Source organism: Collinsella aerofaciens (genome assembly GCF_964283865.1).
Taxonomy (GTDB): Bacteria; Actinomycetota; Coriobacteriia; order Coriobacteriales; family Coriobacteriaceae; genus Collinsella.
Window position 1 is genome coordinate 14095 of the sequence record NZ_CAXYLS010000023.1, and the last position, 13326, is coordinate 27420.

10 protein-coding genes and 1 tRNA gene are annotated in these 13326 nt (G+C 59.0%); 10 read left to right on the plus strand and 1 reads right to left on the minus strand.

The window, feature by feature from the left end; all coding sequences use genetic code 11:
* Positions 1 to 19: 19 nt before the first annotated feature.
* The gene (locus ACRX4W_RS09315) at positions 20 to 1018 is read right to left on the minus strand and encodes a bile acid:sodium symporter family protein (protein ID WP_432300194.1); all 999 of its coding nucleotides are present in this window, start codon (positions 1016 to 1018) and stop codon (positions 20 to 22) included.
* A gap of 276 nt (positions 1019 to 1294) precedes the next feature.
* Between ACRX4W_RS09315 and recJ the strand changes: the two genes are divergently transcribed.
* The 10 genes from recJ (at position 1295) to ACRX4W_RS09365 (ending at position 13111) form a co-directional block, all read left to right on the plus strand.
* A complete protein-coding gene (gene recJ / locus ACRX4W_RS09320; RefSeq protein ID WP_432300196.1) occupies positions 1295 to 4582 on the plus strand; it encodes a single-stranded-DNA-specific exonuclease RecJ in 3288 nt (1095 codons plus the stop codon).
* 15 nt (positions 4583 to 4597) lie between these two features.
* Positions 4598 to 6958: a RelA/SpoT family protein gene (locus ACRX4W_RS09325; RefSeq protein ID WP_432300197.1), complete on the plus strand. Its 2361-nt coding sequence runs from the start codon at positions 4598 to 4600 to the stop codon at positions 6956 to 6958.
* Positions 6959 to 7042: 84 nt separating this feature from the next.
* A complete protein-coding gene (locus tag ACRX4W_RS09330; protein WP_432300199.1) occupies positions 7043 to 7726 on the plus strand; it encodes an MBL fold metallo-hydrolase in 684 nt (227 codons plus the stop codon).
* A gap of 194 nt (positions 7727 to 7920) precedes the next feature.
* Positions 7921 to 8787 (plus strand): class II fructose-1,6-bisphosphate aldolase, encoded by an 867-nt coding sequence (gene fba / locus ACRX4W_RS09335; protein WP_035137086.1) that lies wholly within the window; start codon positions 7921 to 7923, stop codon positions 8785 to 8787.
* Positions 8788 to 9037: 250 nt separating this feature from the next.
* Positions 9038 to 10471, plus strand: coding sequence for a transglutaminase-like domain-containing protein (locus ACRX4W_RS09340; protein ID WP_432300201.1), 1434 nt, complete (start codon positions 9038 to 9040; stop codon positions 10469 to 10471).
* A 39-nt stretch (positions 10472 to 10510) separates the two neighbouring features.
* Positions 10511 to 10597: transfer RNA gene (locus ACRX4W_RS09345), tRNA-Leu, on the plus strand.
* 433 nt (positions 10598 to 11030) lie between these two features.
* Positions 11031 to 11600: a translation initiation factor IF-3 gene (gene infC / locus ACRX4W_RS09350; RefSeq protein ID WP_089573296.1), complete on the plus strand. Its 570-nt coding sequence runs from the start codon at positions 11031 to 11033 to the stop codon at positions 11598 to 11600.
* Positions 11601 to 11632: 32 nt separating this feature from the next.
* Complete coding sequence (gene rpmI, locus ACRX4W_RS09355; RefSeq protein WP_006234422.1) at positions 11633 to 11824, plus strand: 50S ribosomal protein L35; 192 nt, start codon at positions 11633 to 11635, stop codon at positions 11822 to 11824.
* A gap of 46 nt (positions 11825 to 11870) precedes the next feature.
* Entirely contained in the window at positions 11871 to 12230 is a 360-nt protein-coding gene (gene rplT, locus ACRX4W_RS09360) for a 50S ribosomal protein L20 (protein WP_006234421.1), read from the plus strand.
* A gap of 272 nt (positions 12231 to 12502) precedes the next feature.
* Positions 12503 to 13111: a helix-turn-helix transcriptional regulator gene (locus ACRX4W_RS09365; protein WP_432300204.1), complete on the plus strand. Its 609-nt coding sequence runs from the start codon at positions 12503 to 12505 to the stop codon at positions 13109 to 13111.
* Positions 13112 to 13326: the final 215 nt, after the last annotated feature.

A 13326-nucleotide genomic window follows, 5' to 3' on the forward strand; every position in this document is an offset into this window, starting at 1 on the left:
CCCGCGTAATGCGCACAGCCTAGCGCGCCATGGCGTCGCGGCCGGCTTCGACCCGCTTGCGCTGTTTGGTGCGCTCCTCGCAGGTTAGGCACTCAAAGAGATGCCCGATAATCGAGGCCAGCACCTGCTGAAACAGCGTGCCGCACATGACGGGGAACACGACCTCGCCCGGAAAGTACTGCGTGGCGATGACGGCACCCGAAGAGATGTTGCGCATGCCGCAGGTAAAGCACATGGTAGTCGTCTCGCTATATGGCAGATGCAGCGCACGTGCGACCAGAAAACCGACGACAAAGCCGCTGATGGCGAAGACCAAAATAAAGAGGGCGACTTCCAGGCGCACCGCGTTTATGTGTAGCACGTACTCGCTCATAGCGGTGGAGTTGGACGCGATGACGCCCATCATCATGAACTTGCAGGCGGGCGAGAGCACGGGAGAGAGTTTCTCGTGGCCCCAGCCGCGCGTGAGTTCATTGATGGCAATACCGAGCACAGCGGGGATGGCGATCATAAAGGCCATGTTCTGCATCATGCTCGGCACGTCGATCGAGACGGTGGCGCCCAGCAGGAGCTTGAGCGTAAGCGGAATCGTCACAGGTGAGATGACCGAGGACGTCAGGATGATGGTGAGCGCGAGCGGGCCGTTGCCGCCGAACATGCTGATCCACATAAAAGCGGTGACGGCCACGGGCACGCTGTATTCGAGCACAATGCCGCAGACAAGGTTGGGGTTGGAGCCAAAGAAGAGTGACCCCATGGCATACGCCGCGATGGGAATAAGCACCGCCGAGACGAGCAGCGCCAAGACTAGGTGCAACGGACGGCGGAACACCTCGGTTGCCTGGTGAAAGGTGTTGCTGAGCGCACCCTGAAACGTCATAAAGGCAAACAAGGTGGGAACGATGGGCTTGAGTACGCCAATCTGTTGGTGAAAGAGCACGCCGAGTGCCACGCAAATCGGAACGATGACCTGCATGTGCCCCGCGAGAAACTTGCCCAGTCCAACCCATTGCTTCATATGCGCTTGTGACTCCCTTTGCCCGTGAACCCGTTTTGAATGGATATGCTAGACGCTCGCATGCGTCCGTGCGTCAGAAACGCTCGAATATTTCGGGGCTATTACCGGCATCGTTTACCGAAACCGCGGCGTGCTGCGGCGATTTGCGTCTGCTCTGCACGGTATAATAAATCCGTTCAACAGATCTGCCTGCCGAAGCGGGCATACACAGAGGACTCATCGCTATGAACCGTGAGAGGTATCGCGGCGACCTGCCCCTATCGGGGGTGGGCGCCTATGTCATCGCTTAAGACGACGCATCGCTGGGCGGTCGCTCAGCAAAACCCCGAGCTCGAAAAGGAGCTTTCGGCTGGCCTGGGCATTCCCGGGCTGGTGGCGCGTATTATGGTCGCGCACGGCATTACATCCATCGAAGAAGGTCAGCTGTTTTTGACGCCTTCGCTCGATCGCGACTGGGCCGACCCACTCATTATCCCGGGCATGTCGGTCGTTGCCGACCGCGTCGAGCGTGCTATTTGCAACCACGAGCACATTGCGGTCTTTGGCGATTTTGACGTTGACGGTATTACGTCGACCTGTCTGTTGACCGAGGCACTACGCACGTTTGGCGCCGATGTCACGCCGTTTATTCCGCATCGCTTTGACGAGGGCTACGGTCTTTCGCGCGCGGCGCTCGACCGCGTTAACGAGCTCGCTCGCCCCCAGCTGATTGTGACCGTCGATAACGGCATTGCCGCCAAGGAAGAGGTTTCCTATCTGGAGAGCCTGGGAATCGATCTGGTGGTTACGGACCACCATGAGCCGTCCGACCAGGTGCCACAGGGCGTGCCCCTGACCGACCCCAAGCTCGAGGATGAGGGGCCCTCGCGTGAACTTGCCGGTGCTGGTGTGGCGCTCAAGCTGGTGCAAGTCCTGGGTGAGCGCTTGGGCAAGCCGTCGTATTGGCGTTCGCTAATCGAGGTCGCGGCGCTGGGCACCGTGTCCGACATGATGCCGCTCACGCCCGAGAACCGCGCGCTGGTTGCCGAGGGCATCCAGCAGATGCGCGTAACCGCTCGTCCCGGCTATATCGCGCTTGCCGCGCTCGCCAAGGCGGACCTTTCGAGCATTACGGCGGATGGCCTATCGTTCTCGCTCATTCCCCGCTTAAACGCTGCCGGTCGCATGGCCGATCCCAAGCTGGCGCTCGACCTGCTGCTTGCCCGCGATCCCATCGAAGCAAGCGCGCTGGCGGCTGAGCTCGAGGAAATCAACCGCCAGCGCCGTGAGATCGAGGCGGAGCTCACGCGCGATGCCATGGCAAAGGTTGAGAAGACCTATGACGGCGGACGCGCAATCGTCGTGGGTGGCGAGGGCTGGCACGAGGGCGTCAAGGGTATCGTAGCGAGCCGTCTGACCAACCGTTATCACGTGCCGGCGCTGCTCTTCTCGATCGAAGACGGTATCGCTCGCGGTTCGGGTCGCTCGGTGGGTAAGGTCAACCTGTTCGACGCCGTAGAACGCTGCTCCGATCTGCTGATTCGTCGCGGCGGGCATGCGGGTGCGGTGGGCGTGACCATCGAGGCGTCCAAGCTCGACGAGTTCCGTCGTCGTCTTTCCGCCGTGCTGTCCGAACTTCCCGCCGAGGACTTTGAGGACACCGACGAGGTTGCCGCCACCGTCGACCTCTCCGAGCTGAATATCGAGACCATCGAGCAGATCTCCCGTCTTGAGCCGTTTGGCCAGGGCAACAAGGTGCCGCTGTTGGCGGCCGAGGGCGTGACAATGTGCGATCGCGCCGTGGTGGGCAAAACCGGCGAGCACATGCGCTTCGTGGCTACCGATGGCGCCGCGAGTGTGCCGGCCATTATGTTCCGCGTGCCGCAGATCGATAAGCTCATCAATTGCGACAGCGCTGTCGATTTGGTGTTCGAGGCCGTGGCCGAGCATTGGCAAGGTCGCGTAAAACCCAAGCTCATGATCAAAGATGTCTTGGTGCGCGATACCGCGGCGCCCAGCGTTGACGACCCGGCATGTGAGCTTCGTCGCGGCGTACAACCGGCGGATTCTGGCCTGCGCCTGGAGTTGCGTAAACGCGAGACGCTCGCCCAGCTTTCTTATACCGAGCTCACGCGCTCGCTTATCCATAGCTTTATCGGCTCGAACCAGCCGCACCGCGCGCAGGTCGAGGCACTCGATGCCCTGGCCGATCACCAAAGTGTTCTGGCCGTTATGGGAACGGGGCGCGGCAAGTCTCTTATCTTCCATGTGCACGCCGCGCGCGAGGCGGTCCTTCGTGGGCGTGCGAGCATCTTTGTCTATCCGCTGCGTGCGCTCGTTGCCGACCAGGCCTATCACCTCTCGTCGACGATGGCTGCGCTCGGCATTGGCGTAGGCGTGCTGACCGGCGAGACCGTGGAGGCGGCGCGCGATGACGTGTTTGCCGGCTTGGCTTCGGGCCGCACCGGCATCGTGCTCACGACGCCCGAGTTCCTGTCCATTCACCGCGACCGCTTTGCGCGTTCGGGGCGCATCGGATTTGTCGTTATTGACGAGGCGCACCATGCCGGTCTTGCCAAGGGCGGCGACCGCAGCGCCTATCTCGACATGCCCGATATCCTTAAGGCCCTGGGCGATCCGGTCGTTCTGGCCACGACTGCCACCGCAACGGCTCCGGTTGTGGCCGAGCTCGCCCGCGTGCTGCCGATTACCCGTACGGTGGTCGACGAGACCGTTCGCGAGAACCTGCAGCTCGAGGATGATCGCGACCTTGCGAGCCGCGAGAATCGCCTGGTGTCGATCGTGGCGACGGGGGAGAAGACCGTCATCTACGTCAACTCGCGCGACCAGTCCGTGGCGCTTGCCAAGACGCTTCGCAAGCGCGTGCCAGACTGCGCGACCCATATCGCGTTCTATAACGCCGGGCTTGCGCGCTCCGATCGCCGCCGCGTCGAGGAGGCGTTTCGAGATGGCAGCCTCAGCTGCATCGTTTCGACCTCTGCCTTTGGTGAGGGCGTGAACCTGCCCGATATCCGCCATGTCGTGCTCTACCACATGCCCTTTGGCGCCATCGAGTTCAACCAGATGAGTGGCCGCGCCGGTCGCGACGGCCAGCCCGCCGTGATTCACCTGCTCTATTCGTCGCGCGACGCCCGCATTAACGAGCGCCTACTCGACTGCTATGCGCCCGAGCGCGACGAGCTCGTCACGCTCTATCGCGCGCTGCAAACCATGTGGCGCTCCAACCGCGGCAAGACCGGGGACGATTCCTTTAGCGCGAGCGATATCGACATCGCGCAGATGTGCCTTGCCATCGATGCTCGCACGCCGGTCGACGAGCGCTCGGTGGAAAGTGGCCTGGGAATCTTCGAAGAGCTTGGTTTCTGTTGCGTCTCGGGGTTTGACGACACCCGTCGCATCGCGATGGCCGAAAACCCCGGCCGCGTGCAATTGAGCAGGTCAATTCGCTATTTGGAGGGCTTGCGCTCGCGCATGGAGTTCTCGGCTTTCCGGAGCTGGGCGCTCGATTCGTGCGCTTCTGATATGCTAGCCAAAGTTAACCGCCCGATCGTACCGCGGGCCTAGGGGAAGGGGACCTCGATGGATGCCGCAGCCCGTACCGCCCATGATTCCACCCTCCAGCCTTTTTCGGAGATGGAGCACTATAAGCATGCCGATGAGCTGCCACCCGAGATTATGGCGGACAGCTACGACAAGCTTGAGCGCCTGTGCCTCAAATATATGAATGAGGACGATTTTTCTAAGGTGGAGCAGGCCTATTGCTTTGCTGCCGAGAAGCACTGCAACCAAAAGCGCCGCTCGGGTGAGATGTACATCAACCATCCCGTCGAGGTAGCCATCATTTTGGCCGACCTCAAGATGGACTGCGATGTGGTGTGCGCCGCGCTGCTACACGATACCGTCGAGGATACCGAGACCTCGCTTGCCGATGTTTCCGGCCTGTTTGGCGATACGGTGGCCGAGCTCGTCGATGGCGTGACCAAGCTCACCAACATCGAAGTCGACAGCATGGACGAGAAACAGGCGCTCACGCTGCGAAAGATGTTCCTCGCCATGTCCAAGGACATCCGCGTCATCATCGTTAAGCTTGCCGACCGTCTGCACAACATGCGCACCCTTGCAGCCCTGCGTGAGGACCGTCGCCTGTTTAAGGCCCGCGAGACCATGGACGTGTATGCGCCCCTGGCCGACCGTCTGGGCATGAGCTCCATTAAATGGGAGCTCGAGGACCTGTCCTTCTTCTATCTTGAGCCCGACGCCTACCAACGCATCGCGCGCATGGTGGCGGAGTCGCGCGAGGTCCGTGAACGCTATCTGGCCGAGACCATCAAGACACTCACCGACGAACTCAACCGCATTGGCCTGGAGGACTTCCAGATCAACGGCCGTTCCAAGCACTATTGGTCCATCTACCAAAAGATGAAGCGCAAGGGCAAGGAATTTTCCGAGATCTACGACCTGGTGGCGCTGCGCGTCATCACGCATTCGGTGCGCGATTGCTACTCCACGCTCGGTGCGGTGCATACGCTGTGGCACCCCATGCCCGGGCGCTTTAAAGACTATATCGCCATGCCCAAGGTCAATAACTACCAGTCGCTCCACACGACGGTTATCGGCCCCACGGCTCGTCCGCTCGAGATTCAGATTCGTACCTACGAGATGCACGAGCAGGCCGAGTACGGTATTGCCGCCCACTGGCTCTATAAGAAGTCGGGCGGATCGTCTGCGTCTAAGACCAATGATGCCCAGCGCTTGGACGACCAGATTAACTGGCTCAAACATTCGCTCGATTGGGCTGCGTCTGATGAGATCACCGACGCCAAGGAATACCTGCACTCGCTGAAGGTCGATCTGTTCGACCAGGAGATCTTTGTCTTTACGCCCAAGGGCGAGGTCATGGCACTTCGTGCCGGCTCCACGCCGCTCGACTTTGCCTACGCCGTTCACACCGAGGTCGGCAACCACTGCGTCGGCGCCAAGATCAACGGTGCGGTAGCGCCGCTCACGCACGAGATCAAGACGGGCGACCGCGTTGAAATCCTGACCAACAAGAGCTCCAAGCCGTCGCGTGATTGGCTCAAGATCGTCAAGACGCCTTCGGCCAAGTCAAAGATCCGCCGCTATTTTGCCGCCGCGACCAAGGACGACGACGCTGCCGCCGGCCGCGATATACTGGCCAAGGACCTGCGCAAGCGCGGGTACGGCATCTCTACGCCGCGATCCACGCGTGCGCTCAACGCCGTGGCGGAGCAGTTTAATTACAAGCAGCTCGAGGACCTGTTTGCCGCCGTCGGCGCCGGCAAGGTTGCCCCGCGCGCTGTGGGTAACAAGGTCGAGCAAATCTTGGACCCCAAGCCCGAGGAGCAGCTTTCCAAGGCCGAGGCTATTGCCGAGGTCGTCAAGCAGCCCGCCCGCGGTTCCAACCGCAAGCCGCAAAAGCGCGGCAAGAGCGCCAGCAACGGCATTATCGTCAAGGGCGAGAGCAACAGCGGCCTGCTGGTCCGTCTGGCGCATTGCTGCAATCCGGTGACGGGCGACGACATCGTCGGTTTCATCACGCGCGGTCGTGGCGTTTCGGTGCATCGCGCCAACTGCCCCAACGTCAAGGGTCTTATGGAGCATCCCGAGCGCATGATCGAAGTGGAGTGGGACGGCGCTGCCGACACCCTCTTCCAGGTCGAGATCGTGGTCGAGTGCCTGGACCGCATGGGCCTGCTCAAGGATGTCACCATTGCCATTGGCGATGCGGGCGGCAATATCCTTTCTGCCGCCACCTCGACCAACCGCGAGGGTATTGCAACCCTGCGCTTTATGGTCGAGATCTCGGACGCGAGTGGTCTGGATCCGCTGCTGGCCTCTATCAGCAGCGTCGACTCGGTCTACGACGCGCGCCGCCTGATGCCCGGCGAGGGTGGAGCCCAGCCTAAGCGCCGCGTTTAGTCGCGACGAACGTGTCACATTATTGATATTCGCTACGCTCGAGGCATCGTTTGATGCCTCGAGTTCTATAGAGAGGAGAGGGACATGAGTGCTGTGTCCTTGGATTTAACTCCCAAGGGATCGGTCGAGATTGAGACGCTCGTAAACGGTCCCATTCAGACCAATAGCTATGCTGTTATTTCGGACAATGAGTGCGTGATTATCGACCCCGCATGGGAAGGCGAGCGTTTGGTGGAGCATATTCGAGCCGAGCATCCCGGCGCACGCGTGCTTGGCGCCGTATGCACTCATGGCCATGCCGATCATGTTGGTGGTGTTGCCGGCGTGCGAACCACCGTCGGCGAGGGCTGCCAGTATGAGCTGTGTGCTAAGGATGTGGCGGTGCCGCATGCGAACATCGAGGAACAGCGAGCTATGTGGGGCATTGAGACGCCCAACCCCGGGGAGCCGACGCGCCTGCTCGCCGAGGGCGATGCTATCGAGGTGGGCGATATCTGCCTGCAGGTGATCGAGACGCCGGGGCATACGCCGGGTGGGATCGTCTTGTTTGCTGCCACCGAGCAGGGGAACATTGCCTTTGTGGGCGACACGCTATTCCCGGGCAGCCACGGCCGCACCGATCTTGCCGGTGGCGACGAGGCAGCGATTCTGCGCTCGCTCTCCAAGCTCGCCCGGCTTCTTCCGCCCGATACCGTTTGCCTAACCGGCCATGGCGATTCGACCACCATGGCACGCGAGCTCATGCAGAACCCTTTCATGCAGATGTAGCTTAATAGTCGGCTTTTGAAGCACGAGAAGCGTCCAAACGTCAAGCTATTTTTCCCCAACGGGTTGATTCCGTAGGGCAAACGGTCAAAAAAGTCTGTTTGGACGATATTCGTGAACAAACGAACGTTTATGCCCGGGTGCGCCGTGGTAAAATCTCAGGCGTTATCGGAGCAACCTTACAGGAGGTTTCTTTTATGCTCGTCAACGCAGCAGACATGCTCAAGAAGGCCGAGGCCGGCAAGTACGGTCTCGGTGCCTTCAACACCAACAACCTCGAGTGGACCCTGGCTATTCTCCAGGCCGCCGAGGAGGCCAAGTCTCCGCTGATCCTTCAGTGCACCGCTGGTGCCGCTAAGTGGATGGGCGGTTTCAAGGTCTGCGCCGACATGGTCAAGGCTGCCGTCGAGGCCACGGGCGTTACCGTTCCCGTCGCCCTTCACCTCGATCACGGTTCTTACGAGGACTGCTTCAAGTGCATCGAGGCCGGCTTCACGTCCATCATGTATGACGGCTCTCACGAGGAGACCTTCCAGCTTAACCTCGACCGCACCAAGGAGCTCGTTGAGCTTGCCCACTCCAAGGGCATGTCCATCGAGGCCGAGGTCGGCGGCATCGGCGGCACCGAGGACGGCGTGACCTCCAGCGGCGAGCTCGCTGATCCTGCTGAGTGCAAGCAGATCGCTGACCTGGGCGTCGACTTCCTCGCCTGCGGCATCGGCAACATCCACGGCGTGTATCCCGCCGACTGGGCTGGCCTTTCCTTCGAGCGTCTGGGCGAGATCAAGGCTCAGACCGGTGACCTGCCCCTCGTTCTGCACGGTGGTACCGGCATCCCCGAGGATCAGATCAAGAAGGCCATCTCCCTGGGCATCTCCAAGATTAACGTCAACACCGACCTGCAGCTCGTCTTCGCCAAGGGCGTCCGCGAGTACATCGAGGCTGGCAAGGATCAGCAGGGCAAGGGCTTCGACCCCCGCAAGCTCCTCAAGCCTGGTCGCGACAACATCGTTGCCCGCACCAAGGAGCTCATGGAGGAGTTTGGCTCCGTCAACAAGGCGTAAGCGTCGCTAAACTTCCCGCCGGAAGCCCCGTCCCCCTACACTGTTTCCTTTGCGCTCACCTGGCTTTGCCAGAAGTCGCGCCAAGGAAGCAGTTCCGGGGGACGGGGCTTCCTTCGTTTAACGCCGCAGGGTTACGAGGCTGAATTATTTATTTGACTACCGTTCAGCGGTGTTGATGGCTCCCTTGTTGGGGCTTTCTTTTTATCTCGCTACAATGGGTTTCAAGCGTTCTAGTGACTTGGAGTTTGGTATGGCTGTTATTAATGTGCTGCCTTCGGATGGGAAGGTTATTGACGAGGGTCCTGTTGGCTGCTCTGTTGATGTTTGCTGTGATGATTTTCGCCATCTCGATATTGGGCTACCGCCTGAGATTCTTCGTCTTAAGGATGCCGGGTATTTGACGCAGGCTGTTGCTGCCTGCGATCGCCTTTTGGAGCAGAACCCTGAGCCTTCGCTGGCTGCTTGTGTTCGTGCCGAGCGGTACCGCATGCTCGAGACGCCGCTTCATTTTTCGGTGTCGCGTGATCGGGCCATTGCGATGATTCGCGAGGAGTGGCCTGAGTTTACCGAAGATCAGTTTGATGACCTGATTAATCGTAAGCGTATTGACTGGCGCTTTATCGATGGCGAGCTGTTTGTCCTCGATAACTTCCTCGATTCGCTGCGCGTGTACCCCAAGGAGGTTCCGGGCCTGCGTCCCGATTCTACGGACGGCATAGCGCTGCGTAACCAGATGCTCAGGGAGATGGAGTCGCAAAACGGGTTGACTCGCGTCATCACGCTTAAGGCATCCGTGTCTGTCCCCGGGGCTCAGGAGGGAGAGGTTGTTCGCGCGTGGCTGCCCGTTGCCGCCGCCTGTCGTCAACAGTCTCATATCGAGGTTCTCGATATGACGTCGGAGGGTACCGTTGCCCCTGAAAACGTTTCGGCTCGTACTGTCTCTTGGACATCTTCGACTGAACATTCATTCTCGGTGACCTATCGCTATCACATCGATGCCGCCTATTGCGATATCTATGGTGGCGCGCTCCCATCGCATGCGTGCATGGACACGCCGCTGCCCGAGGACACTTCCGAGGACCGTCCGCACATTGTGTTTACGCCGTACCTGCGACAGTTGACGGAGCGTGTTATTGACGGGCTCGATGATCCGCTCGATCGCGCTCGTGCTATCTATGATTACCTGACACAGCATGTCGACTATCGCTATCAGCCACCGTACCTGCTTTTGGGGTCTATTGCCGACGACTGTGCACACTCGCTCCGCGGCGATTGCGGCGTTATGGCGCTCACGTTTATCACCATGTGTCGCATTGCGGGCGTTCCTGCCCGTTGGCAGAGCGGCCTGTATGTTGCGCCCGATTCGGTGGGGCCGCACGATTGGGCTGAGTTCTATACGCCACAGACCGGTTGGCTCAACGCCGACGTGTCATTTGGATCTTCTGCTCGCAGGATGGGGGAGGAGTGGCGCCGCCGTCACTACTTTGGCAATCTCGACCCGTGGCGTATGGTGGCCAACAATCGATTCCAGGCAGAGTTTGAGCCCTCTTTCGACGGCATGCGCGAGGACCCTTACGATAACCAGATGGGTGAGGCTTCGGTCGACGGTCGCGGATGCCGTCGGCGCGAGATGTTCCGCACGGTCGAACTCATCGAAATGCTCGAAGTTCCATTTTCGGACTAATCAACAGAAAGCTGTGATAAACTAACTCACGCATTGCGTGCCCGAGTGGCGGAATTGGCAGACGCAGTGGACTCAAAATCCACCGTTGGCAACAACGTGCGAGTTCGAGTCTCGCCTCGGGCACCATACATGCAAGTGAGCGTCCAAAGGGGGTCAAGGCCCCCTTTTTCGTGCCGAACTCGCGTGAGCGCGCGGAGCGTTAAGCAAACAGGCCTGTGGCCTGTTTGTAGCGGAGCGTGGCGAGGGCGCCGTGCGCCCGAAGCCCGGGGCTTCGCGAAGCGAAGGCCCTTCGAGTCTCGCCTCGGGCACCATACATGCAAGTGAGCGTCCAAGGGGGTCAAGGCCCCCTTTTTCGTGTACGTAATGTGATAACGCGCGGTACGTGTTATTATTCGCAAGGCGTTGTTCCCGCAATGCCCTAAAGAGGAACCCGAGGGTTCCCACCTTTTGGCGCCAATGAGCAGCTGACTGGTCATACAACTTAGATTCCCTTCCTCATATTGAGGATGTCTATGTGTACGACCTGGTTGCAAAGAAGCGCCGGGTTATTTTTTTATGAATGGAGGTAGGGAAAATAGCTAAGTCTGATGACACCCGCATCAACGACGAGATCACTGCATCTTCGTGCCGTTTGATTGGCGTCGATGGCTCTCAGCTCGGCCTGTTCGCCATCCGCGATGCCCAGCGCGTCGCTGACGATCAGGGTCTCGACCTGGTCGAGATCGCTCCCAACGCGGAGCCGCCGGTCTGCAAGGTCATGGACTACGGTAAGTTCAAGTACCAGCAGGCCATGAAGGCCAAGGCCGCTCGTAAGAACCAGTCCAAGGTCGAGGTCAAGGAAATGAAGTTCCGACCCAAGATTGACGTTGGCGATTACGAGACCAAGAAGGGCCACGTTCTGCGTTTCCTCAAGAAGGGCGCACGCGTTAAGATCACCATCATGTTCCGCGGCCGTGAGATGGCTCACCCGGAGCAGGGTCTTAACGTTCTCGAGCGTCTCGCCGAGGATCTCAAGCCTTACGCTACGGTCGAGTCCAAGCCTAAGATGGAAGGCCGTAACATGCTTATGCTGCTCGCCCCGATTAAGGGCGCCTTCGATGAGGATAAAGCGGCAAGCGATAGCAAGTAACTAGTGTTCTGTAACCGATTAAGGAGTATTTCATGCCTAAGATGAAGTCCCACAGCGGCACCAAGAAGCGTTTCCGCAAGACTGGTACCGGCAAGCTTATGCGCGCCAAGGCTTTCAAGAGCCACATCCTGAGCAAGAAGTCCACCAAGCGTAAGCGTGGCTTCCGTCAGGAGACCGAGATCGCCGCTGCCGACCGCAAGGTCATCAAGTCGCGTCTCGCCTAAGTTCGCGTTCCCGTTTTTCGTTTTACCGTCTAGGAGTTGATAGAACATGGCACGTATTAAGCGCGCTGTTGCCGCCAAGAAGAAGCGCCGTACCGTTATGCACCGTGCGAAGGGTTACTACGGTGCCGCTTCGCGTACTTACAAGCATGCTAAAGAGCAGGTCCAGCACTCCCTGCAGTACCAGTATCGTGATCGCCGCAACAAGAAGCGTGAGATCCGTTCTCTCTGGATCACCCGTATCAACGCCGCCGCTCGCCTGAACGACATTTCTTACTCTCAGTTCATGCACGGCCTGAAGGTTGCTGGCATTGAGCTCGACCGCAAGGTCCTGGCTCAGATGGCTTACGAGGACATCGAGTCCTTCAACGAGCTGGCTACCATCGCCAAGAAGGCTCTCGAGGCTTAATTGCTTCTTGCATCTTAAAGGGGCGCTTCCAATCCGGAAGCGCCCCTTTTTGATTGATTTGGGATGCGATCGATTTGGGACGTAGCCAAACCGATCAATTCGATAGCGTCCGAGTTGCAAGAAAGAGCAGGTAGCGTATGTGTCAAAGATTTTTGACACTCTAATCTACGCGCAGCCATCCGTATGGGTTTGATTTTGGGATTACGCTTTGCTTGCCGGCTTCTGTTGTGTAGCCGCCCAATAAGAGTTGAGATGCATTCGAAGGGAACGCCATGCAGCTGCCAAAACACCTTAAACAGTATCGACTCGATGTTGGTTTGTCCCAGGAGGATCTTGCAAGGCGCATTTTTGTAACACGTCAGACCATCAGTAATTGGGAGCGCGGTAAAACGTACCCCGACATCCAGAGTCTCCTACTGCTGTCTGAACAACTGGATGTAACGATTGACGAGCTTGTTAAAGGCGATATTTCAATAATTAGAGAAAGGGTTGAACGCGATAGGGGCACGCTCTATCGCTTGGGTGCGGGGATGTTGGCTGCGCTTCTTGCGTTTACCGTCTCTATGGCCTGGCTCATGTGGCAACAAAACCACGGGTGGGGGATGGTCCAGTGCGTTCCGACGATGGTGTTGGCAGTCGTCTTTGGTGCTGGCGCAATGTGCTGCGCGCTTGCAGCGGAACATATCAAGAAGAAGAATGATTTGGTGACGTATCAAGAGATATCCGACTTCTTGGACGGAAAGAAGGCGGACAGCAAAGAAACGAGGACGGGCTGGGCTTATGAGCATCCACAGCTTGCGAATGCCATCAAGTTTGCCGCAGCGGCTCTTATTGGACTAATCGTTTTTGAACTCGTTAACGCTGCTATGTCCCATTTCTAATGGGTATACAGCCATTAATGCGGCCGAAGCTTAACCGTTGGAAAACCGAACGGCCGCTCTAATAGGGGAGCCCCGGCCCTGTTCTTTTTAGGCTCTCACGGAGAGGGTCCATCCTCATTTGTGTAGGAAATGTGTACGCCCAGATTCCCGCCCCCGGCGCCCCTCCGGTCTGGCAATATATCTCCTTGCCGCGCGGCCCGGTCGGACCGGATCAG

What these genes read in the sequence shown, in the direction of transcription:
- ACRX4W_RS09340 (WP_432300201.1), top strand. Translation starts at nt 9,038, where the DNA reads ATGGCTGTTATTAATGTGCTGCCTTCGGATGGGAAGGTTATTGACGAG.
- ACRX4W_RS09325 (WP_432300197.1), top strand. Translation starts at nt 4,598, where the DNA reads ATGGATGCCGCAGCCCGTACCGCCCATGATTCCACCCTCCAGCCTTTT.
- rpmI (WP_006234422.1), top strand. Translation starts at nt 11,633, where the DNA reads ATGCCTAAGATGAAGTCCCACAGCGGCACCAAGAAGCGTTTCCGCAAG.
- fba (WP_035137086.1), top strand. Translation starts at nt 7,921, where the DNA reads ATGCTCGTCAACGCAGCAGACATGCTCAAGAAGGCCGAGGCCGGCAAG.
- ACRX4W_RS09365 (WP_432300204.1), top strand. Translation starts at nt 12,503, where the DNA reads ATGCAGCTGCCAAAACACCTTAAACAGTATCGACTCGATGTTGGTTTG.
- infC (WP_089573296.1), top strand. Translation starts at nt 11,031, where the DNA reads ATGGAGGTAGGGAAAATAGCTAAGTCTGATGACACCCGCATCAACGAC.
- recJ (WP_432300196.1), top strand. Translation starts at nt 1,295, where the DNA reads ATGTCATCGCTTAAGACGACGCATCGCTGGGCGGTCGCTCAGCAAAAC.
- ACRX4W_RS09315 (WP_432300194.1), bottom strand. Translation starts at nt 1,018, where the DNA reads ATGAAGCAATGGGTTGGACTGGGCAAGTTTCTCGCGGGGCACATGCAG.
- ACRX4W_RS09330 (WP_432300199.1), top strand. Translation starts at nt 7,043, where the DNA reads ATGAGTGCTGTGTCCTTGGATTTAACTCCCAAGGGATCGGTCGAGATT.
- rplT (WP_006234421.1), top strand. Translation starts at nt 11,871, where the DNA reads ATGGCACGTATTAAGCGCGCTGTTGCCGCCAAGAAGAAGCGCCGTACC.